Below are 22,639 nucleotides of genomic sequence, written 5' to 3' on the forward strand. Positions count from 1 at the left end.
TTCCTGATTATGAAACATCTATATGCAATACTTCTAGTTTCCTTTATCTCTTTTTTCAATTGTGCAGGTCCGAAACAAGATGATCTAAGCGGCTTATTACTGTTATTGGGAGCAGGAGGACCGAGCAATTCATTTCATTGCGGTCAGACGGTTGCGAATCCGGTTCCTTATTCTAACTATAGCGCAGTACCTGCAGTTCTTGCTAGTAGTTCGGATTTTATAACTGCCGCAGGTGGTAATAATTGTGGATCAGCTTCTTTAGTGGATAATGATGATGGAACAGTAACAGATAATCAGAACCATTTTCTCTGGACTCTTTGCACTGCCTTCAATGCTTCTCCAATCCAATTATATGATTATATTTCTTCGAATTGTAATGCAGGATCGGTAGTAACGGCAGATAGAAATATTACACAATCGCAAGCGGTTGCTTTTTGTGAGAGTTTGACTTTTGCAGGGCATTCAGATTGGATCTTGCCGGATGCGATCCAGTTGGACACTTTATATACTACATCAAACCCATTTTCTTTAACTCCATTCGGAACGAAAGAATCTTTAAAAAGACTTAGCGTCGTTTGGACTTCTACCCAAACTGCTGACGGGATTGTTCATACATATACAAGTTCAACAGATCGTTTTGTTGCTGCGGCAAAAACTGCGAATAATGTAGCTAGCTTGATTTGCATAGCTAAACTATAGTTTATTTCTTGCTAAATTCCTAATTTTGTAATTTAGAAGCAGCTTGTATCTATCTCGAACGCTCCAATAGAATAACCTGCTGAGCCTGTCGGAGTAGTTCCACCTGAGGATGTTGTTCTAGTTACTGGAGCGGCTATAACCGCATCCACTTTATAAATTGGATCAAAACTATTCAAATACGTTGAAGTCTCCACTCCACCGAAGGCGATATTACATGGACCTCCATTAGCTGTGTTCAAAGACAACCAAGGTTGAAGTGGCGGGAATCCATTAAATAATGGTGTATCAGTAAAGTTTTGATCCGATCTGGCCGTAGAAAGGCCGTTGTTCAGGAATTTATCGCTGAGAAGTGCCAATGCACATAAGGCAGTATTCGTAAATACTCCTGAGCAGAGCATACCATAAACGGTGCTGCCGGAACGTACTAACGTACCGGCACTACAATCAAGATTATTTCCTCGAAACATTGCAGTAGTTGGATTCGGATCAGTCGCGAATTGTGCACATACTCCATTAGTTCCTGGAGCCTGGATGATATTATTCGCCATTTGTGCATTTGTAGCAACTCCCATCATATATATTCCGTAATTTGAACCTGAGGTAGCTCCTCCGGAATAAATTGTGTTTCCAGCGATATAATGCTTAATTAGAGCAGTACTTTCTTCATTACGAATCCCATAAGTAAACTGAGAAGTCACAGAGCCGTCCGTATATTGACGGAAATTCATCGTATTATTTACAATTGCTACTAATCTATCTATAAAATTCACAAGTAACACTGAGTGGGAATCGTTTACAGCTTTGTCTCCGCTGATTCTATTTCGAAGTAAATAAACATTGGAATTATAACTATACACTGCAGAAGAGTTTAGTGCGCCGAAGCCGCCTTTGATCACATTTGTATCTATTTGATTATTCGATGGAGAGGAAAGAAGGTAGATTCCACCCCTTGTTCCAGCAGCATTCTCGACTCCTAGTCCTCCTTGCCCTCCGGAAATATAATTTGCATATATATTTATATAACTATTTGCATCTCCATTGAGGATCCGAATACCAAAAGCATTTTGTTTCGTTTCGTCGGCAAATATACTAAATCCTTGGACTACATGAGTTTTGGTAACATCACCAGCCATTCCGGATGCTGTAATTGTGATCGGAGCACATTCATTCGAACTTAAAACTGTTCCAGGGCATTGTACTATATTTCGATTATCAAAAATCCGTGTTGGAGTTCCCGTCAAATCCTGAGTAGAAAATGAAGAATCAAAACTTCCCAGAAGTCGGACCCCACCTGAAGAATTGAGCGTGATTGGAGAAGTAGTTCCTATAATGAAATAATCTCCACCTTCTACAAATACAGTACAAACGCTTGCAGAAGTACATTGATTGACCCCTGTTTGGATTGTCTTGCAGGAGTCACTCGGGTCTGCGCAACTATTACTATCGTTACCGGAAGTATCGCTTATGAAGTAAACATCACCGTCCATCATTTTAACATTTAAGGATATGGTTGCTCCACCATTCGCAAGAGCCACAGCATCCTTACATCCAGTGAGTATGAATACTACATTTAGAGGAAAGGTCAATGCTCCAAAAGACCAAGGTAAGGTAGTAGGAGCAACTCTTGCAGTGTTTCCAACGTACGTTATTCCTGGGCTTCCACTTGCAGTGCCCGCAGAATAAGGAGGACCTCCTCCAGTTGCATCCAAGACACAACCGGTTACAGGACCGGAGAATGTAAAATTCATAGCCTTAGTCGAAGGGAAGAAGGAACCGGCTGCAGGTACACTTGTTTTCATCAGACTCAAACAGCTGATCTGTAGATTTACATCTGCACCGGCAATAGTTCCATTTGCTGGAGAAGTAACCACCTGACAGATATGTGTAGAAGGTACTGTAGGAACGGCACCTATAGTGATATCATAAGGAAGGCCATCTCCCACATCAAAACTAATGGTTCCGTTGGAACTCCTCATTTTGAGTTCTGTTCCATTATTTAGAACTTCTAAATCGACAGTATTTGTGCTATCGATCCCTGTAACGGCGACGTTTGCCTTATACCAGTTTTCCGCACAGTTTACCACAAAAGTTGTGCTTGCAAAAGTAAGAGTGAGATTCGGGTTACTGATGATGCAGGTCTGTGTAGGAAGTGTAGCGGGTGGGGTTATGATGTTTAATGTATAAACGATATTCGGATCATAATATCCGGTAAATGAATCCGTTCCTGCCGCAGAGAATGTAAGTTGTTCTCCGGTACTTGCTAATTCTACCACCAAAGTGCCTGAGTTAGTAAGCCCATTTACTTGCACATTTAATGGAAAAGAAGAGCCTGTTAAATAGGACACAAAATTAGATATATTCATAAAATCTAAAATGCCAGATTTTTTAGGACGGGTATAACAGCCCATCGTGCTCAAAGTGAATATGATCAGTAGAGCTGAATATAATTTTGGGAGAAAATTCTTGAGAGTTACCATGTGAATTCCACTCCTAATTCCATTCTTTGTTGAAGAAGATAAGAATTTCCGGAAGCAAATGTGGCTGCTCTATCTGACTCCCTCGCATTTCTTAGGAGTGGAGAGACAGTTACAGGGGTATTCGTTCCTTCTATCTTTACTTGTTTAGGTCCTGGGAAAAATCCTGCGTCGAGCACATTGATTAGATAAAAGAATCCTAATACTCCTAATGCCACTCCTAGTTGGTTATATTCTCCAACAGCGTGAGAATATTTAGGAGAGATTTGGGTATAATTGTATAAAGCAAGGCTGAATAGTGCAGGGTCCCCGGATTGTAAGAATGCGGAGTTATACATAATATTACTCTGTCTTGCTGCATCCAATTCGTGAGTTGCATTTAAATAAGAATTCCCTTTTGCGGCTGCATAACCGCCTGCAACGATGATCAAACTAGGAAAGATTGCGGTCCTAAATGTTGATTTCTTTTGGTAATACTGTCCCCATCCAGGAAGGACTGCGGATCTTGCGGCAGCTCCCAAATCAAAGATAGAAGGTCCGGAAGATCCGGATCCGGAATAAGAGGTTTTAGAATCTAAAGCGGCCAGTTCATCTTCTGTGTCTGCTACTAAGAAATAGTTTTCCCTGTCTGTGGACTTATTACGCGGATTTTCCAAACGTAAAGAGACTGCTCCTTCCGGAGACTTCTTCTTGTCTATGGTTACTACCATAGTTTCTGAATTTTTGATATCAACGGACTTAACTGGGATTTCATTCCCTTTAGAATCTTTTAATATTACTTTAGTGGCTTCCGTAAAATGTTTACCCTTAATCTCGAAAGTTTCAGGCATGTCCTTAGTTAGGAACTTATTCTTTTCGGCAGCGACTACTTCAGGTTTTTGGGAAAGAATAACCTCGAATGGGATCCAAGCGGAGAATACAGAAACTCTACCATATTTATTCAATACACCTATCCTATGCTCGTAAGCACCTGGAGGTAATTCGATTTGGACCTGGGTTGTGTTAGTTTTCTCTCTGGTGATCTTTCCACGAGAGTCTTTGATCTCTACTTGGTAACCACCGGCGTCAGGAATAGGTTTCCATTCTAGTTTGACACCTTCTTCTTTTGCAAAAATTGGAAAAGAAGACAGAAGGAATCCGACTAAAAGGGCTACAATCGTATTAGATTTTTGGAATCTTTTACTCAACATAGAATTCCTTAGGAGTCAAAATCTCCGGTGCCTTGAAAGTAGCGGACATGATTACTTCGAAATCCCTGGTCAAAGGAAGGGTGGTGCGGATTTGTCCGGAGCTGTCCCTGTATTTTGCACTCAGTCTCCACTGGTATTTTCCTTCCCTTAACTTATACAACTCTCGATACTCGAAGGATTCTCCCTTAATTTCCTTTTTAAATACTGTTTTTAGAGTTTTTTGGTCTGCCTCTAAAAGTTCCAAAATGTACGCCTCAGATTTGCCTTCAATTTCCCAATAAAAAGACAAACTTGCTTTCTCATCCAGATCTATCTTGTCTCTGTCCCTAGGATACACAGGAGAGACAAAAGGTGCCGAGTCTGAGGTCTTAAATCCGGAAGAAGGACTGCTAGTCAAAACTTCCCCCTCCGGAGAAAGGAGAGTAACTTTCCAATAATAGTCACCAGGGCCTGCAAGTGGCACAGAGTTTTGTCCCGAACGTACAGATGTTTCAAATATCTTAGAAGCAAAATTAGGATCTTTAGAAACTTCTAATTTATAAGTTCCGCTTGGATCTGGTCTGTCCCATCTGAATTGTAATTTGCCGTCCACAGGATGACCTAATTCGGATCCATCTTTAGGGAAGGAGAGTCGGATGGAACCCAGAGGTTTTAAGGTAAACTTACCAACAGAAGAAGAAATTACTTCATCAGAGTTTGAGTTTGCTTTAATTCTCCAGAAGTATGCTCCTTCTTTCCAGTCTAGATCTGGTTTCATAAAATTGGAGTTAGTCGATTTGGTGAAATATATATTTTTGAAATCGGAATCAGCTGCAATATCCAGGGAATAAGATTTGAATTCCTTGTTGGAGCTCCAACTGAAGAAGGAACCAACCTTGAAGATACGAATTCCTATTTCTTCTCCATTTAAAGGTTTTAGAAGTTTAGGAGGTTCGGCCTGTTCAGATTTACGCAAAACAAAAGAAATTGTATCCGAACTTAATTCGGTGAATCCTTGTTTGTCGGAATTCATTTTTACACGAGCAAAAAATTGGCCTTCGGCCTTAGGCTCCCATTTTAAGAAACCCGCAGCGGAATCTCCGCTGTATACGATTTGTTTAAAATTCGCGTCTGAAGAAACTTCCAGTTTATATTTTGTCTGAGAGTCGAACGTATTCCATTGGAAACGGATAGGTGGTGCGGTTTCAGTATAAGAGAATATTTCTTTATTAGTAGGGGAGACCAATCTAGGTTTATTCCAAGAAACTAATTTAAAGTTTTTTGAAGAACTGAATTCGTCTTTGCCGGACTCAGGATTTTTTCCTGCAAGTCTCCAATAATAAGAACCGTTAGGAAGGGAAACCGAAACGTTCGTCCCTCCTGCATTCAATTTTTTTAAACCTGTTCTGAATCCGGAATCTTTGGCGACTTCCAGCCTGAAAGTTTTAACTGTTGGAGAATTTTTCCATTCGAATCTAACAGGAAGAGTTTCCGCTGCTAAAGGGATATAAGCTTTATCCGGAGGGGATACAGTTTCGAGATTTAATGTATGTACTTCTACTTTTCCATCTTTTAGATCGGCAGACTGATTTTGACCTACAGTATTTTCTCCGGATGAGGAGACCACTTTGGCTTCTCCTTGTTTTACTTCCAGGTTTAGGCCCTTTTTATCGTCTTTGGAAATTTTTAGATCCGAACTTCCTAAAGAGATCTTAGTATCTCCGGAGCTGATCTGTAAATTACCAGAACCTCCACCGGTAGCGGAAAGTGAACCTGATACGAAGCTGATCTTGTCCGTATCTTCCACAAGGATCATACTTCTTTCGTCCATCCTGATCTCTGCAGAATTTTCCCCATCAGTAAAAAGTAATACTGCTTCGGAACCTTCTTCCGTACGGATTGTGTCCCTATATCTGATCGGGTCGGACTCATCTAGTTCTTCCCAGATAACCTCAGAATCAAGTTTTCTTAATATTTTGAATTGTTTTGTTTTGAGTTCGCCAACTATCTTATTTGTCCCAGTCTTAGGGCCTGCATTGGCATAAAGATATAATAGTCCCGAAAAAAAGAACAGCAGTAGAACTAAAGCAGTAACGACGACTCTGCCGTCATTCAAGTATTTCATACTTTAATTCCTCTTCTTCATCTCCTGTTTTTGTTTTTTTCTTAGATTCGTATTCTATTCCGAGTTTTCTTCTCAGATCATTTAGATCCCTCGGGCGATCCATATCGTCTTTTCTTCCCAGGACAGCGTAAATGGTTTGGGGTTCTTCCTTTCCCTTCACCTTGATAGATTGCATTTTTTCGACCGCAAAAATATCTTTTACATGTTCTAGTAGATCTTGAGTGATTAAAATATCCGTACCAAAAGGTTTGTTTAGCGCTTCCACGCGAGAAGCAAGGTTCACTGCGTCACCGATCACAGTATATTCTAATCTTTCTTCTGAACCGATCTGACCTGCGATCACCGGTCCGAAATTAAGACCACAACCGATACGGATGATCGGCTTTTTGTCTCCACCTCTTCCTTCGTTGAACTTAAGAAGTGCAGCTCTCATTAAAAGTGCGCCGTTCACTGCATTTTCAGCATCTTGTTCCGAGGTGCGAACTGCTCCCCAAGTTGCCATGATCGCATCTCCAATAAACTTATCCACAATCCCATGAGTATCGTTCACACAACGAACCATCTCGGTCATATACTCGTTTAAGAATTCTACTACTTCTTCTGGTTGCAGCTTTTCTGATATAGCAGTGAAGGAACGGATATCTGAGAAGAAGATGGCACACATCTTTCTTTCTCCTCCCAGAGTGAGTTCCTTGTTCAGGACCATTTCGGCGATCTCTTTGTTTACGAAACGTCCAAGCGCGTCCTTTACCTTTTCTCTTTCTTCCAGACCTTTTCCCATACTCACGAAATAATCAGTCAAAACGCCGATCTCGTCTCTTGTGGAAGACCTGATTCCGATCCTGAAATTTCCTTTCGCTATCTCTACTGTGGCTGTTAGAAGTTTTAATACTGGAATGGTAATGGTTCTTGCTAAGAAGAACACGATGATAAGTGCGATACAGAGGGCGATCGCCATGATCAGAAGGTTTTTGGTCTGGATCCGATATACCATTTCAAAAACTTTTTCTTCTGGAACAGATACTATTACTCCGGCTCCACCAAAACCTAATTTTTGGTAAGAACCGTAATATTTGGTCTTTGTAGAATCTTCGTATCTTGTTTGTTGGCTATCCTCTCTTACGGAAGAAAGCATTGTCTCAAAAATAGGAAGATCCGACCAATTTGTTTGGGCTGCCAGAAGTTGAAGATCGTAATGTGCGATCAGATCCCCATCTCCATTGATCAAAAATGGAACGTTAATATCTTGTTTTTGGAATACGGATAGGAGTCTCTCCGCTCTGACAATATAAAGTAAAATAGACTTACTTTGGGAATCGTATACAGAAATAGAAAAAGTAGGCTCTTTAAAATTAGGAGTTAGGTTATCTATTCTGCCTCCTGATTGGGTCGTCTTTAAAAAAGAAGATTCCTTTTGCGAAACCGCAGCATCCAATTCTTCTCGATTAGAAGAAATTCCTTCCAAATAGGAATCATTATAAAGAATCGTTCTTTTTTTGAGTTTATCTCCTTCTGCGGAATAAATCCCCGCTAAAAGGAAATCAGGTTCGTTCCTAAAGAATAGATCTGCGTAAGCGCCTGGACCTTTCGGATCCAAAAGTTTTTCAGTAAGAGTTTTACCTTTATCGCGAATATCTTTTAAGTCGGATTTTACTTTTATCCCTAAAATATTTACCAAAGAAAAGTTAGTCTCTAATACTCTGACTTCGTAATTCTTTTTGAACTCGCTGGATGCATATAAAATGACTGTGGAGACTGTTACAGTGAGTAAAAGAGAGATCACCGCCATCAATTTTAGCTGAAGAGGGAATTTCGCTGTGGTTGCCAAGTCCCCCATATCTGCGGAAGGGTTAGGGGTGGATTCTTTTTTTGGAATATTCTTCTTTTCTGTTTCTACTGGAGGTTTTGGTGGTTCTGAAATAGCCTCCGCAGTTTCAGTTTCCTGCTTTTCTCCGGAGAATACCGTATCGAATGAAATAACAGGCTTACTTTCTAATGTTCGGAAATTCTCTGCCTCTTGGAATTTCGGAACCTTCTTCTTTCCGTTGGAATCTTTATGGCCGTTTTTGAAAACTCCTAGCTCGATTCCGGAAACTGCTAAAGGAAGTTCCTTTAGAAAAAGAGAAAATTCTCCTCTAGTAGAGTCGGGAATTTCTTTAGGAGCTTTTTTGCGGGAAGCATAGGTTTTAAATTCTCCTAAGAATGTTGCCTCTGCTTCTCCTTGTAAGCTTGGAAACCAAGCACCTAACTCACCTGAGGCGATATGCGGATAAGAAGAAATTACCATTTTGGAAAGTATCACTTCCCATCTTTCTTCTAATTCTTCAGGGATTAAAAATAAGATATTAGATTTGGCTGCCGCTGAAATTAATTTCCAAGCAGAGTGGAATACCGACTCATTTGTTTCTGGTCCAGGAGGAATTTCTAATGCGAATAGTTTCCATTCTCCTGCTTGTAAAACTTCTTCCAAGTCGGTAACTAATGAAGAACCTTTTTCAGAGAATACGCAGACTACAGTTTTGATCCCTAGATCTGCCCAAGCTCTTAACTCGTCTTGGTTTTGGACCTTATCCTTTGCTCTCGCCCAGAAGGCGACCGCACCATTTGGTCCGAACGGAATGTATTTTGTAGATGATGGCATTTTGTTCCTAAGGAAGTTCCGGAATAAAAATTCTCTTTTAGAAAGCTAAAAAATCGATCCGTCTAGCGGAAAGTAGATTCTGGAAATCCTCCGTTAAATTATCGGAACAACAGCATTCTATATTGAAAACAAGTCGAATGCGTTCTTCCTAATATAGGATACCTATTTGGTTGATTATACGGACATTGTTGAGAATTTGGACTTTTGAGGATATTTATGGCAACTGCTAAGTTTACTACCAACCGAGGAACCTTCTCCGTTTTATTGGAAGATGAGAAGGCACCAATCACTGCCGGGAATTTCATCCAATTGGCTCAAAAAGGCTTTTATAATGGTCTGATCTTTCACAGAATTATTGCAAATTTTATGATACAAGGCGGTTGCCCTCAAGGGACCGGAACTGGTGGACCAGGGTATAAGATCCAAGATGAATTTCATCCGGAACTTAAAAATAAAAAGTATACTATCTCTATGGCAAACGCTGGCCCGAATACAGGGGGCTCTCAGTTTTTTATCAATGTGAGAGATAATCTATATCTAGACAATCGCCACGCGGTTTTTGGTCATGTGAGTGAGGGAGAAGACATAGTTCAAAGTATCTCCGAAACTGCTACTGCTCCAGGAGATCGTCCTCTTCAGCCAGTGGTGATTGAGACTATAGAGATCATCTAACGTATCCCTTATGGGATATAATTTCACAAACTCCACAAAAAGTCGAAATATGCTTGAAAATATCTATATTTCGCCATAATTAGAAACCCCTGCCCGGAATTTCTATTCCGGGCGGATCTATTTATGGGTTCTCCTTCTACTATTCTTCCAGATCCAAGCCCAGGAAATCCAAAGTCCTTACTGGATTATATACTCTCCAATTCTCCCATAGTATTATTTTCCGCTGATGAAACCGGACTCATGAATTTCGCTTCAGGCAAAGCATTAGACATGCTTGGTCTGGATTCAAGCGCATTCATAGGGACTAACTTTATACAACATGAATGGAATGCGGAATTTAGGGAAGAAGATGGAACCGTTCGTAGCCTGGAGCAAACAGATGCTTTAAGGTTAGTACTTTCTGGAAAAGAAGTCAGCGCAGAGACGGTCTTTTTAGGAAGGCATTTTGCTGTAAGGATCTCTCCAGCGATTGGGGAAGACGGTAAAGTAAGAGGACTCGTAGGAGTTTCTTTGGATATTACGGACCGCAAGATCGCAGAAGACATATTAGAAAAACGTACTGTAGATTTTCAGACACTGATAGGTGTATTGCCGGTCGTTGTATTTTCTATCTCTCCGGAAGGAAGGATCATACTTGCAGACGGAAAAGGATTAGAAAGATTAAAGATCAATCCTAAGGACGTGGTGGGAAAAACCATTTTTGAAAGGGCAGGAAATCGACCTGAGGTCATGGAAGCATTTTCTAAATCTCTTCAGGGAGAAGAGAGTATCTATCATACAAATCAAAACGATCTTCTTTTGGAAACTAGAATGTATCCTAGAATAGGTAAGAACGGTCGTGTCCAGGAAATATTAGGAATTGTTTATGATATTTCGGATCGAAAAGAGTATGAAAATCGTATCCGTAAAAATGAAGAGAAGTATCGAAATTTATTCAGAAATAATCCGCAGATCATGTTTGTTTTTGAAAGATCTTCCCTTAAATTCTTGGCGGTAAACCAAACTGCTATCCAAACTTATGGATATTCCGAAAAAGAATTTTTAGAAATGAGCGCAGAAGAACTCAGGCTTCCTGAAGAAAAAGAGTTTATGAAGGAGAAGATTAAGGGACTTAAATCCGGTACAAATTTTTTTCAGGAAATGAAACATCTTCGAAAAGACGGGAGTATTGTATATTTGGATATAGTTTCGTCCCCCATTCAATTCCAAGAAACTGAGTCTGTTCTTGTTTCTGCAATAGATGTTTCTGAAAGAGTCAAGATGACTCGAGAGAATCGTTTTAATTTGGAAGTTATCTCACAAGTTAATGATGCAATTATCGCTTTAGATGGTGATATGAAAATCACTTATTATAATAGTTATGCTGCAAAAATGTACGAGGTAGAAGAAGGGGAATGTTTGGGAGAACATTTTTCTTCTCTATTTCAGGAGGATTGGATCTCCGAAGAAAATTACAAATCTGCAATGGAAGATTGGAAAACCTTAGGAGCTTCCAAAAGAGAATTGATCCATACTTTAAGATCCGGAAGAAAGATCACAATTGAAAGTAATTTCAAAAAAATTAATGCAGAAGGTTATCTGGTCCCAGGCCTTATTATGGTAAATCGGGATATTTCCGAAAAAATAGAGGCCAGAAGATCTTTGGAAGAAGCTCTTCATGGTTTGGCAAAAACGAATAAAGAACTGGAACAATTTGCCTATATAGCATCTCACGATTTACAAGAACCGCTTAGGACTATTGCAAGTTATCTGCAATTATTAGAGAGAAAATTTTCAGAAGAAATAAAACCTGAAATGAGAGAATTTATCCATGTATCGGTCGAAGCCGCAAAAAGGCAACAGGGCTTAATCGAAAGTCTTTTGAGTTATTCCAGAGTTGGTTCCGATTCTGTGAAAAAATCGAAAGGGGATACAAATCTAATTTTGGATGAGATAAAAAAGGATCTTTCTTCCGTAATCCAGGAAAACAAGGCGAATCTGGTTTTAGAAGGTCCTTTTCCGGAGGTTTATGCTGATCAAGACCAGATAAGGCGTTTATTCAGTAATCTAATTTCCAACGGGATCAAATTCCGCTCTCCAATTAGGAGTCCTGAGATCCGGATCAAAGTCAAAAATGTTCCCGGCGCTAACGTGTTTTCAGTCGCCGATAACGGGATAGGCATGGACCCTAAATACTTCGATCGTATTTTTATCATATTCCAAAAATTGCATACAAGATCTGAATATCCTGGAACCGGGATCGGACTATCCATCTGCAAAAAGATCGTAGAAAATCATGGCGGCAAAATTTGGGTCCAGTCTTCCGTCGGAAAAGGGTCAGAGTTCTTTTTCTCCCTGCCTGAGGTTTAATTATGAGCGCTTCTTCTAAACAATATTTTGATATTCTTCTAGTAGAGGACAATCCCGCGGATGTTCGTCTCACTATAGAAGCTCTGAACGACCTTAAATCTGAAAAGAGATTATTCGTAGCAAAAGACGGAGAGGAAGCGATCGACTTCGTAAAAGGAGAGGGGGAATTTGTAGGGGCAAGACGCCCTGATCTGATCCTGTTGGATCTGAACCTTCCTAAAAAGAATGGATTAGAAGTTTTAGAGGAACTTAAATCGGATCCTGAGTACAAAAGGATCCCGGTCGTAGTATTAACTACTTCCGGATCTGAAAGGGATATTATCGCCACTTTCAATTTACACGCGAACTCATATATACAGAAACCGGTGGAATACGATAATTTTTTGGAAGCGATGGATACGTTACGTATCTATTGGTTCAAAACTTCGAGGTTGCCTCCAAAATGAATGCAAGAGTAGTATCCGTCCGGGTGAAACAAATTTTAGTAGTGGAGGACAACGAGGATGATTCTCGTTTGTTCGAGATATTTTTAAAAGAAGCGGATCCTTCCGGGGTACGTTTGAAACATTCTCCTACCGTTGCTGATGCTTTAGAAGTGTTGAAGGAAGAGGGAGAAGAGATAGATTGTATTCTTTTGGACCTTACCTTGCCTGATAGTTTCGGTTTGGATGGTTTCGAAGCTATTAAAAAATCTAATCCTAAGATACCAATTGTCATCTGTTCCGGGACCCAGGATGAAACTATTGCAATGGAAGCATTACAATCGGGCGGCCAAGACTATCTGATCAAAGGAAAATTCGATTCTCATCTTCTTTTTAGATCTATTCTGTATGCGATAGAAAGACAGGACATGTTGTCCAAATTAGAAGAGCAGGCATTCCTGATCAAAGAGAATGAAAAAAGATATAGACTTATATTCGAACATAATCCTCATCCTATCGTTTTGTATAATTTCGAATGTGAAACTGTTTTGGATCTAAACCAAGAAACTGAACGTATCTACGGTTATGATAGAGAAGAACTACTCCATATGAAATTTTCAGATCTATTCATTGGAACTTCTTCCGGAGAGCGTAGACAATATTTGGCTCTTCATAACGGTAAAAATATTCCTGAAACACATGTGCATAGATCCAAAGAAGGAACTCCTCTCCTAATGGAGATTACTTCTTATAGATTCCAGTTGGAAGGAAAAGAAGTGGTCCTTGCGATTTTAGTGGATATGACCAAATGGAAACAGTCTGAGGATAATCTTATACAATCATTGAGAGATAAGGAAGCGCTTCTGCAGGAAATCCACCATAGGGTAAAAAATAATCTACAGATCATGGCAAGCCTTCTAAATCTCCAAGCGAATTATGCAAAGAATAAGGAAGTGACCCGAGAACTTAGAGATACTGAGAGTAGGATCTACTCGATGTCTTTAGTTCATAACGAACTTTATAATTCTAAAAATCTGGCAGAGATCGGTTTAGGTTCTTATGTAGATAAATTATTAGATAATCTTTGGAATGTGTATGGGATCGGTCCTGAAATCGGAAGGATAGTTGATGTAGGAAATTTAAGCTTGGCAGTGGAAAAGGCACTTCCAATCGGAATGATGATCAATGAGATCGCTACAAATTCTATTAAGTATGCTTATTCAGAAAAGAAAAAGGGCCAGTTCTATATAAAAGCAAAATCGGGAAATGGGATATTTCATTTGGAAGTGGGGGACGATGGAAAGGGGATCCCGGATTATCCTCAAATTGAAGCCAGAGAAACCTTAGGTTTACAACTGATTCGGATCTTATCCAAACAGTTGAAGGCAAAATTGGATATCAATACTTCGGCTCCAGGAACCCGATTCCAAATAGAGTTCTCGTATTAAGCAGCTAGTAACTTTTTGAATTCGGAAATACAAGATTTGCAAGCTTCGCCACATGCTTTACATTCTTCGTGATGGTCTGCGTGTTTATCACATTGAGCTGCACATCTTTCACAAGACTCCAAACAGATAGATGCTAATTTTTTAGTAGAAGCAGAGCCTAAAGAAGACAATACAACGAATGCGTCGCATAATGCCACAGTCTCTTCTACTGATCTAAGGCAATCCGCCATTTCCTTATGACCTTCCGCAAGCATGTCCACACACATATTGATACAAACTCTGCCTTTTAAAATACAAGCAGAGGAGGCTTCGATCGCGGAACCAGGCACGGAAATTTTGTCTGCCTTCTTCTTTTTGGAGACTTTTTTATCTCCGTGGTCGTGTCCTAAAACGGAGGAACTTGCGAGTAAAGCCATGGTAGTTGCACCCAGGCCAAGGATTTGTTTTCTAGATATTTTCTGTTCCAAAGGAACCTCCCTCGGTGCTCTAAATTATTCCAGAATCCGCTTTTCGTCGCCTGAAAATAGGTTGAAAACCTTAAAAAAAACCGCTTTCTTTTCGGAACTTTTAGAATAGGTTTGGAAAATTCTTCCAGCTAAGTAGCTCTAATTGAAAAGACTCGTCGGATGAATTAAACCAGTTAAAATGTTCGGACCAACGAAAGAAAAAGGCGAATCATCCGCAGAGATTGGCGAATCGGACAAAATTCTCATTCTGGACGATGCACCTGAAAACTGCCAGCTTGTAGAAAGGATTCTCAAAAAAGCAGGATATGGGGATGTGATTTCGACCCAATCACCTGAAACTGCCTTGGAATGGTTAGGCCTACAAGGAAACCCGGAAAACAAAAAAGATATTTCACTTTTACTTTTGGACATTCTTCTTCCTGGAGGAATGAACGGTTTGGATATTCTTCGCACCTTAAGTTCTAAGGAAGAATTTTCAGATTTACCTGTTATTATCATAACTGCAATCCATGATACCCAAACATTGGAATCCGCTTTTGAATTGGGTGCAATCGATTACGTTACAAAACCTTTTGATGCTCATGAATTAAGAGCAAGGGTTCGGTCTACTTTAAGACTTCGTCATGAGATGCTCCAGAGAAAACAAAGGGAAAGAGACCTAGAAGAAATTACGGACAAACTTTCGGAAGCGTATCAAACTTTACTTAGAGTTTCTAGAACAGACGGTCTTTCCGGAATTTGGAATAGAAGATTTTTTGACGAGATCCTGGAAGTGGAATGGAAGAGGGCATGTCGTTCCGAAAAGCCGATCTCTTTACTTCTATTAGATATAGATTTTTTTAAGAAGTATAATGATACGTACGGTCACCAGGCTGGAGATGAATGTATCCGTCAGGTTGCAGGTGTTTTAAAAAATACTGCAAGAAGAGCGGGGGATTTTCCTGCTCGTTACGGCGGAGAAGAGTTTGCAGTCATTCTTCCTGAAACCGATTCAGAGAAAGCAATGATCGTGGCGGAGAATATCAGGACACGTGTCCAAGAACTAAAGATACCGCATGAAGCTTCCCAGACTTCCGAATTTGTTTCTGTGAGTATTGGGATCAGCACTCGTATGTCCGGAAAAGACAAAGAAAGCAAAAAGTTTTTGGAAGAAGCAGACAAGGCGCTCTATAAATCCAAAGAAGAAGGAAGAAATAGAAGCACTGTCTTCAAAGATTAAACCCTTGGGCTTAGGTTCATACCAGGGTCTTATTTCATCTTTTTTTCCTAGATTGTAACGAATCTCCTTCATTTTTTTCCTAAATTTGGAAATTTGTTTGCATCGCACTAAGTCTTATAACTTAATAAACGATACATAGAGATAGAAATGGCTATATTGGATAAAATAGTACAGGAATTCAAAACAAGGTTTTTTGAGACCGTAAAGGTTCCGGTGCAGGTGCATTCTTCTTCCGGGGATTTCCAAGCTACTTGGGAGGGCATCCAAGGTACGGCGCTTAGCTTTACCTTAGATCGTTTTCATCCGGATCCGGAAGGAAGCAACGCTGTAATAGAGATACGTGTTCCTTTTTGGAAGGAGCCGTTATTGTTTTCTGGAAAACTTTTAGATAAGAAAGTGGTAAAATCTAAATCTTCCGAAAGGATCACCGATACCGTTTTGGTATTCGAATCAGAACTTTCAGAATTTCTAAAGAAGAATCTTCCAAAAATAGATCTAACACTTCCTAAAAAGTAATTTTACTTTTTAGGAAGGTCTACTTCTAAGATCATCGCTGCATGATCTGAAAGAATAGGATCTTTTTTCACCGTGAGCTTTTTGAGTTTGGATTTAAGCTCAGGAGTCACGAAGAAGTAATCGATCCTCCAACCTTTATTATTTCCTCTTGCTCCCGCTCTGAAAGTCCACCAGGTATATTCTTGCTTACTCGGATATAATTCCCTAAAACTGTCCACCCAACCTGTGGAAAGAAATTTAGTTACCCATGCTCTCTCTTCCGGTAGGAAACCGCTATTCTTTGCATTTCCTTTTGGATCATGTATATCTATTTCGGTATGAGCAATATTTACATCACCGCATAGAATGATATTGGAATGTTTCTTTTTTAACTTTGCGGAAATTTTTAGGAATTCTTCCAAGAATCTCATCTTGGCGGCTTGTCTCACGTCACCCGTAGTTCCGGAAGGAAAGTAAACTGTCCAGATTGCATAGGAATCGAATTCAGCTAGGACACTTCTTCCTTCTTTATCGAATTCATCCAGGCCCAATCCATAAGTTACCTTTTTAGGTTCTTGTTTGCTCCAAATAGAAACTCCTGAGTAACCTTTTTTAACGGCGGAATGGAAGAATGCCTTGTATCCCAGTTTTTCCCACATTTCCGAACTGAGTTGGTCAGGTTGTGCTTTGGTTTCTTGGAAACATACAAAATCGGGTTTTTCAGAAGAGATTATATCCCCTAGGCCCTTGCCCCAGGCAGATCGGATTCCATTGCAGTTCAGACAAAAAACTTTCATAGGTGTTAAAGAGTTCCCAGGATTTTCGGGATGCTAAGTCCGGGCAAAGAAAAAAAATGTCCGTATGAGCATTCGTATCAGGGAAGTAGGCAAGGATTTTTCCTTAGAACCCATTCTCCAGAGAGCAAAGCAGGATCTAAATGATACTTTAGCCCTGGTACGTCCCATTTTGGACCGAGTAAAAGAAGCTGGGGACAAGGCAGTCTATGAGTTCACCCAAAAATTCGACGGACTCAAACCAGAAAAATTAGTTCATCCAGTCTCCGAATGGAATGGCAAAGCGGACCCTGAACTTGTTGCCGCATTAGAAAAGGCAAAAGAAAATATTGAAACATTCCATAAAGCCCAGTTGCCTTCCGATCTAGATGTAAATGTCTCCGGAAATACATTAGGAATTCGTTATACTCCAATTGAATCCGTCACCGTATATGCTCCGGGTGGAAAAGCATTATATCCTTCTACCATTTTGATGGGAGTGATCCCTGCAAAGATTGCAGGTGTAAAACATATCCAAATAGTTACTCCTCCTCAAAAAGATGGGATCCCCGACGGATTGTATGCTGCTGCAAAAATTGCAGGCGCGGATGCGATCGTAACGGTGGGTGGTGCGCAAGGTATTGCGGCGGCATCTTATGGAACGGAAACAATCTCTCGTTCCGAATTTGTGATCGGACCCGGGAACAAATTTGTGACTGCGGCGAAAGTTTTATTAAGCGGACAGGGTGTGATCGGAATAGACAGCCCGGCCGGTCCGAGCGAAGTTCTTGTGATCGCAGATGATTCCGCAAATCCAAACTGGGTAGCAGCGGATTTACTTTCTCAAGCAGAACATGGAGAAGACTCCGCAGCAATACTTTGCACTGATTCTCTTGAATTTGCCAAAAAGGTTTCAATCGAAATAGATAAGGCTTTAAAAGAAAGACCTAAGCGGGAATCCATCAAAAGGTCTTCGATAGAGAACGAAAGTTGGATATTAGTTTTCCCTAATTTAGAAGAATGTGTAAACTTCTCCAATTTATACGCTCCTGAACATTTGGAGATCCAAACTAGGAATTATAAGGAATTATTCAAAAAAATCAAACATGCAGGTTCCGTATTTTTAGGACCTTATTCTCCCGTTGCTATGGGGGATTATATCAGTGGAACAAATCATATTCTTCCTACAGCAGGTGGAAGTAGGATCTTTTCTTCCTTAGGTGTTCTTACTTTTTTAAAAAGAGTAACCTACCAAGAAGTGACCAGGGACTCTTTAGAAAAATTATATCCATATGTAAAAGTTCTCTCCGAATTCGAAGGTTTGGATGAAGAACATGGAAATTCTGTAAAAGTGCGTCTTTCTGAAAACGGTAAATCATGATCGTATCCAAGGATCCAAACGAAGTCAGAAACCAAATACTTTCCTGGAAGTCCGAAAAACTTTCAGTGGGTTTTGCTCCTACTATGGGATTTTTGCATGAAGGACATTCGAATTTATTTGTTCGTTCCGCTTCTGAAAATTCGAAAACGGTAGTTTCTATTTTTGTAAATCCTGCGCAGTTCAACGATCCGGAAGATTATGCAAAATATCCGATCAATACGGAAGGTGATTTGGAAATTTGTAAATCATCCAAGGTGGATCTGGTTTTTTTACCGGATAAGGATACGATGTATCCTGGTGGAATTCCTGCTGTAGAATTACGAATCCCACATTTGATGAAAAATCTGGATGCCACTACTCGGCCTGGACATTTTGAAGGTGTTCTTTTAGTTCTTTCTCGTTTATTCCATATAATCCCTGCAGATCGTTCTTATTTTGGTAAGAAGGATTACCAACAATATCTGGTGGTAAAAGATTTTGTTAGAGCACTCGGTTTTCCTATGGAGATCATAGGAGTGGATACGGTTCGCTCCGCAGAAGGTTTGGCGCTAAGTTCCAGAAATGCTCGTTTGACTGGACCTGAGAAAGAAGAAGCCTTATTATTGATCCGGGCTTTACGTTTGGGTGAAAGTTTAATCCGACAAGGAGAAAAAGATCCTGCAGAAGTTTTGACTGTAATGAAAGATGTTTTGGATTCTTCTTCTAAAATACAAACTGATTATCTAGAAGTATTGGATGCGAATACATTAGGGGAACTTCCTATTCTGAAAGGAGAAATTCTCCTCGCTGTAGCTGCCTTTTTAGGGCAGGTAAGATTGATCGATAATATAACCGTAAAGGTGTCTTGATTTAATATGGCTAAGTCTGTTTCCACTCAATCCGATTGGAAAAAATCTCTGGAAGATCTTTTCTCTTCTGCAAAAGAGAATTCTAAAATTTCTTCCGTTCCTAATTCAGTTCATTCTCTTCTATCTTCCGTTATATTTGAGTCCCAGAAAAATTCCAAAATTGTGATCTCTCCTACGAATACCGAATCGGAGTTTTTGTATAGGGAGTCTTTAAGTTATTTAGAGCCGGATCTGGTTTGTTATCTTCCAGGCCAGGAAGTTTTACCATACGAGTATATGCGTTATCCTGGAGAAATGAAAAGAGAGAGGATACAGGCACTTGCTCGTATTTTATCCGGCGAAAAAGTTTTAGTATTCACTTCTGTTTCTGGATTTTTGAAAACTCTTCCAGAGGCTTCTGCTTTGATGGAAAGATCTTTGTCCGTAAGATTAGGACAAGAAATCCAACCTGAAAACCTAATGAGAGATCTTGTCCGACTTGGTTATCATAGAGTGGATATGTGCCAGGCATTCGGTGAGTTCAGTCTGAAAGGAGGGATTTTGGATGTGTTTTCCTCTTTCTCCGCGGATCCTATTCGGATCGATTTTTTCGGCGACGAAGTTGAATCCATTCGAACATTCGATCCGGAAACCCAAAGATCTTTGGAAAATCTGGAAGAGGCTTTTTTACTTCCTGCAGATGAATTCATTCTAACCGATTCCCAGAAAGAGCAGTATAGAGATCTGATCACAAAGGCGGATAAATCTCTTCATTTGCCTGAGATCCCTGATGATGCAGGTGGGACTTATTACGAAGAATTGATCCCGATGGTCCGGGAGAATAAGGGAATATTATCTTTTTTTAAATCTAAACCGGGCCTAATTTTTCCGGATCCGAATGGTGCAAAAGAAAGATATTCTCATCTATTGAGAGAATACGATGCACTTTACGAAAAAAGAAGTAAAGAGATCTTATGTGCTCCTCCTTCCTTTCTTTTGAGAGATAAAGAAGAATCCGAAATTTTAGAAAACCTAACCGGAATTAAATTCACCCAACTTCCTCCTAGTAAGTCGGAAGATTTGGTCTGTCCTTTGCATCAAGCTCCTTCCTTTAAAGGAAAGATCAGGGAAGTCAGAGAAAAATTGGGAGAATTGAAAACAGAAGGTGGATGGAAGATCATTCTCACTTCTTCTTTTGAAGCTCAAACCCAGAGATTATTGGGGCTTTTTGAATCGGAAGGAATTCGTTTATTAAACCAGGAAGCTTCCGAGCCTGAACCTATTCTTCTTCCAAATAAATCAAAAGAAGAAGTGTATTTGGCGGTTTCGGAAATAAGAAATGGGTTCTCATGGGAAGAAGAGAAACTTTTATTCTTATCGGAGAACGATGTATTCGGAAGGGAATATAAGCGTAAGACCAGATTCAAAAAACAGAATAGTAAGGCCATCCAAAGTTTCCTGGACCTAAAAGAAGGGGATTTCGTGGTTCACGTAAATCACGGGGTCGGAAAATTCCTCAAAATAGAAAGAGTAAACGCCGGTGGAAAAGAAAGGGACTTTCTAAAATTAGAATATTATGGCGGCGACACGTTATTTGTTCCTTTGGATCAAATCTCTTTAGTCCAAAGATTCGTAGGTGGAACGGAAAGACCAAGATTAGATAGTCTTGGCAAAAGTACTTGGAAAAAAACAAAGGACAGGGTCCAAAAAGCAGTCGAAGGTCTCGCGGAAGATTTGGTCCATATGTATTCCAATCGGATCAAACTGCAGGGGTATGCTTTTCCTCCTGATACAATTTACCAAGAAGAGTTTGAAGCGGAATTCGAATACGAGGAAACTCCTGATCAGATTGAAGCGATAGAAGCTGTTAAAAAAGATCTGGAATCCACAAGGCCGATGGATCGTCTGATCTGTGGAGACGTAGGTTACGGAAAAACAGAAGTTGCCATCCGGGCCGCATTCAAGGTGGCGATGGCCGGTAAACAGATACTCATGCTTGCACCTACCACAATCCTTGCCTTACAACATTATAATAATATGAAAAAGAGGTTTGAGAACTATCCAATCACTGTTGAATTAGTTTCTCGACTTAGAACCGCAGCAGAGACTCGAGACGTTCTGAAACGTTTTGCCTCCGGAAAAGTGGATATGCTAATAGGAACTCACGCGGTTTTAGCAAATTCAGTCCAACCTAAGAATCTTGGATTACTCATTATAGACGAAGAGCAAAGATTCGGGGTAAACCATAAGGAATCCATTAAGAAGATCAAAAATCTTGTGGATGTTCTGACTTTGACCGCGACTCCGATTCCTAGAACACTTCATATGGCTTTGACCGGGATCAGAGAACTTTCCATCATCGCGACTCCTCCTAAGAATAGACAAAGTGTGGAAACATATGTGATCGAAGAGGACGAAGAGGTCCTAAGAGACGCAATCCGCACGGAACTTTCGAGAGAAGGACAAGTATTCTATCTTTATAATAGAGTGGAATCTATTGAACAAGAGACTAAAAGATTAAACGAGATCGTTCCTGAGGCAGCCATTGGAGTTCTTCATGGCCAGATGACTGAGGATGAGATCGAAGAAACTTTGGTGGATTTTTACGCGCGTAAATTTGATATCCTGGTCACAACCACCATTATCGAATCCGGGATTGATATCCCAAATGTGAATACCCTGATCGTAAAAAGAGCGGATCTATTCGGCCTTTCTCAGTTGTATCAGATCCGAGGTAGGGTTGGAAGAAGTGACAGAAAAGCGTTTGCCTATCTTCTTCTTCCTAAAGACAGAGTGGTAACGGAAGACGCGGAAAAACGTCTGAACACAATCTACGAATACCAAGAATTAGGTTCAGGATTCAAGGTTGCAATGAGAGACTTAGAGATCCGAGGAGCCGGAAATCTTTTAGGCAAAGAACAATCCGGTGATATCATGGAAGTAGGCTTCGATCTATACGTGCAGATGTTGGAAGAAGCAATCGCCAGAATCAAAGGAGAAGAAGTTAAAATTGAAGTTCGTACTGCTATCAATTTGGATTCTAACTTCTTCATACCTGAATCTTACATACCGGATACAAGACAGAAGATAGAATTTTATAAACGATTCGAAGGTGCAAGAGACCTGGACGAAATTGAAGAAGTCACCCAAGAAATGACGGACCGATTCGGAGAACCTCCGGAAGAGGCGAAAACTTTCTTAATGTTGGAGAAGATCAGGACCTTGGCGTCTGTTTTAGGTTTCGAATCCGTCTCCGAGTTAGGGGAGGAAATCCGACTAAAATTAGGAACACATTTCTTAGGCAGTTATGACAAAATCGTAAACTTGATTTCTGCTCGGATGGGTCTTACCATGAATCCACGAGAACCGAATGTCCTAATATATGTTCCAGGGAAAGCCAACCAAAAGGACAAACTTGTGAAACTTGTGTACTTCTTAACGGAAATGTTACCCGACAAAAAGTAATGGACGCCAGGCC

The 22,639-nt window shown here is 40.2% G+C and carries 16 protein-coding genes; 10 read left to right on the forward strand and 6 right to left on the reverse strand.

The annotated features are described in order from the left end of the window. Window positions 1–9: 9 nt before the first annotated feature. Window positions 10–699, forward strand: coding sequence for an Lcl domain-containing protein (locus CH377_RS08015; protein WP_100723312.1), 690 nt, complete (start codon window positions 10–12; stop codon window positions 697–699). A gap of 32 nt (window positions 700–731) precedes the next feature. Here the strand turns inward: CH377_RS08015 and CH377_RS08020 are convergent, their stop codons facing one another. The 4 genes from CH377_RS08020 to CH377_RS08035 are packed head-to-tail and all read right to left on the reverse strand — an operon-like array spanning window position 732 to window position 9,108. Next, window positions 732–3,176, reverse strand: coding sequence for a hypothetical protein (locus CH377_RS08020; RefSeq protein WP_100723313.1), 2,445 nt, complete (start codon window positions 3,174–3,176; stop codon window positions 732–734). Further along, window positions 3,170–4,363 (reverse strand): LIC11435 family protein, encoded by a 1,194-nt coding sequence (locus CH377_RS08025; protein ID WP_100723314.1) that lies wholly within the window; start codon window positions 4,361–4,363, stop codon window positions 3,170–3,172. Before CH377_RS08025 ends, CH377_RS08020 begins: the two co-directional genes overlap by 7 nt. Further along, window positions 4,353–6,467 carry a FecR domain-containing protein gene (locus tag CH377_RS08030; protein WP_100723315.1) on the reverse strand — a complete coding sequence of 705 codons (2,115 nt, stop codon included), beginning with the start codon at window positions 6,465–6,467 and terminating at the stop codon, window positions 4,353–4,355. The genes CH377_RS08025 and CH377_RS08030 overlap by 11 nt, the downstream gene beginning before the upstream one ends. Then, a complete protein-coding gene (locus CH377_RS08035; protein WP_100723316.1) occupies window positions 6,451–9,108 on the reverse strand; it encodes an adenylate/guanylate cyclase domain-containing protein in 2,658 nt (885 codons plus the stop codon). Before CH377_RS08035 ends, CH377_RS08030 begins: the two co-directional genes overlap by 17 nt. 216 nt (window positions 9,109–9,324) lie before the next feature. On the opposite strand from CH377_RS08035, the gene CH377_RS08040 reads away from it, so the two are divergent. The 4 genes from CH377_RS08040 to CH377_RS08055 all read left to right on the forward strand — a co-directional run bounded on the left by CH377_RS08040 (window position 9,325) and on the right by CH377_RS08055 (window position 13,999). Further along, the gene (locus CH377_RS08040) at window positions 9,325–9,780 is read left to right on the forward strand and encodes a peptidylprolyl isomerase (RefSeq protein ID WP_100723317.1); all 456 of its coding nucleotides are present in this window, start codon (window positions 9,325–9,327) and stop codon (window positions 9,778–9,780) included. Window positions 9,781–9,903: 123 nt separating this feature from the next. Next, a complete protein-coding gene (locus CH377_RS08045) occupies window positions 9,904–12,129 on the forward strand; it encodes a PAS domain S-box protein (protein WP_100723318.1) in 2,226 nt (741 codons plus the stop codon). A gap of 2 nt (window positions 12,130–12,131) precedes the next feature. Then, on the forward strand, window positions 12,132–12,575 hold the full coding sequence (locus CH377_RS08050; protein WP_100723319.1) for a response regulator: 444 nt from the start codon (window positions 12,132–12,134) through the stop codon (window positions 12,573–12,575). Beyond that, window positions 12,572–13,999 carry a histidine kinase dimerization/phosphoacceptor domain -containing protein gene (locus tag CH377_RS08055; RefSeq protein WP_100723320.1) on the forward strand — a complete coding sequence of 476 codons (1,428 nt, stop codon included), beginning with the start codon at window positions 12,572–12,574 and terminating at the stop codon, window positions 13,997–13,999. Before CH377_RS08050 ends, CH377_RS08055 begins: the two co-directional genes overlap by 4 nt. Here the strand turns inward: CH377_RS08055 and CH377_RS08060 are convergent. After that, a complete protein-coding gene (locus tag CH377_RS08060; protein WP_100723321.1) occupies window positions 13,996–14,466 on the reverse strand; it encodes a four-helix bundle copper-binding protein in 471 nt (156 codons plus the stop codon). The two genes, CH377_RS08055 and CH377_RS08060, sit on opposite strands and share 4 nt — an antisense overlap. Window positions 14,467–14,644: 178 nt before the next feature. Between CH377_RS08060 and CH377_RS08065 the strand changes: the two genes are divergently transcribed. Beyond that, window positions 14,645–15,685 (forward strand): GGDEF domain-containing response regulator, encoded by a 1,041-nt coding sequence (locus CH377_RS08065; protein ID WP_100723322.1) that lies wholly within the window; start codon window positions 14,645–14,647, stop codon window positions 15,683–15,685. Window positions 15,686–15,832: 147 nt separating this feature from the next. After that, window positions 15,833–16,201 (forward strand): hypothetical protein, encoded by a 369-nt coding sequence (locus CH377_RS08070; RefSeq protein WP_207797648.1) that lies wholly within the window; start codon window positions 15,833–15,835, stop codon window positions 16,199–16,201. A gap of 2 nt (window positions 16,202–16,203) precedes the next feature. Here the strand turns inward: CH377_RS08070 and CH377_RS08075 are convergent, their stop codons facing one another. Continuing rightward, the gene (locus CH377_RS08075; protein WP_100723324.1) at window positions 16,204–16,977 is read right to left on the reverse strand and encodes an exodeoxyribonuclease III; all 774 of its coding nucleotides are present in this window, start codon (window positions 16,975–16,977) and stop codon (window positions 16,204–16,206) included. Window positions 16,978–17,041: 64 nt separating this feature from the next. Between CH377_RS08075 and hisD the strand changes: the two genes are divergently transcribed. The 3 genes from hisD to mfd are packed head-to-tail and all read left to right on the forward strand — an operon-like array spanning window position 17,042 to window position 22,626. Continuing rightward, on the forward strand, window positions 17,042–18,334 hold the full coding sequence (hisD, locus tag CH377_RS08080; RefSeq protein WP_100723325.1) for a histidinol dehydrogenase: 1,293 nt from the start codon (window positions 17,042–17,044) through the stop codon (window positions 18,332–18,334). Next, window positions 18,331–19,182 carry a pantoate--beta-alanine ligase gene (gene panC, locus CH377_RS08085; RefSeq protein WP_100723326.1) on the forward strand — a complete coding sequence of 284 codons (852 nt, stop codon included), beginning with the start codon at window positions 18,331–18,333 and terminating at the stop codon, window positions 19,180–19,182. The genes hisD and panC overlap by 4 nt, the downstream gene beginning before the upstream one ends. A gap of 6 nt (window positions 19,183–19,188) precedes the next feature. Beyond that, window positions 19,189–22,626 carry a transcription-repair coupling factor gene (gene mfd, locus CH377_RS08090; protein WP_100723327.1) on the forward strand — a complete coding sequence of 1,146 codons (3,438 nt, stop codon included), beginning with the start codon at window positions 19,189–19,191 and terminating at the stop codon, window positions 22,624–22,626. Window positions 22,627–22,639: the final 13 nt, after the last annotated feature.

The sequence above is a fragment of the Leptospira haakeii genome (assembly GCF_002812045.1).
Lineage (GTDB): Bacteria > Spirochaetota > Leptospiria > Leptospirales > Leptospiraceae > Leptospira_B > Leptospira_B haakeii.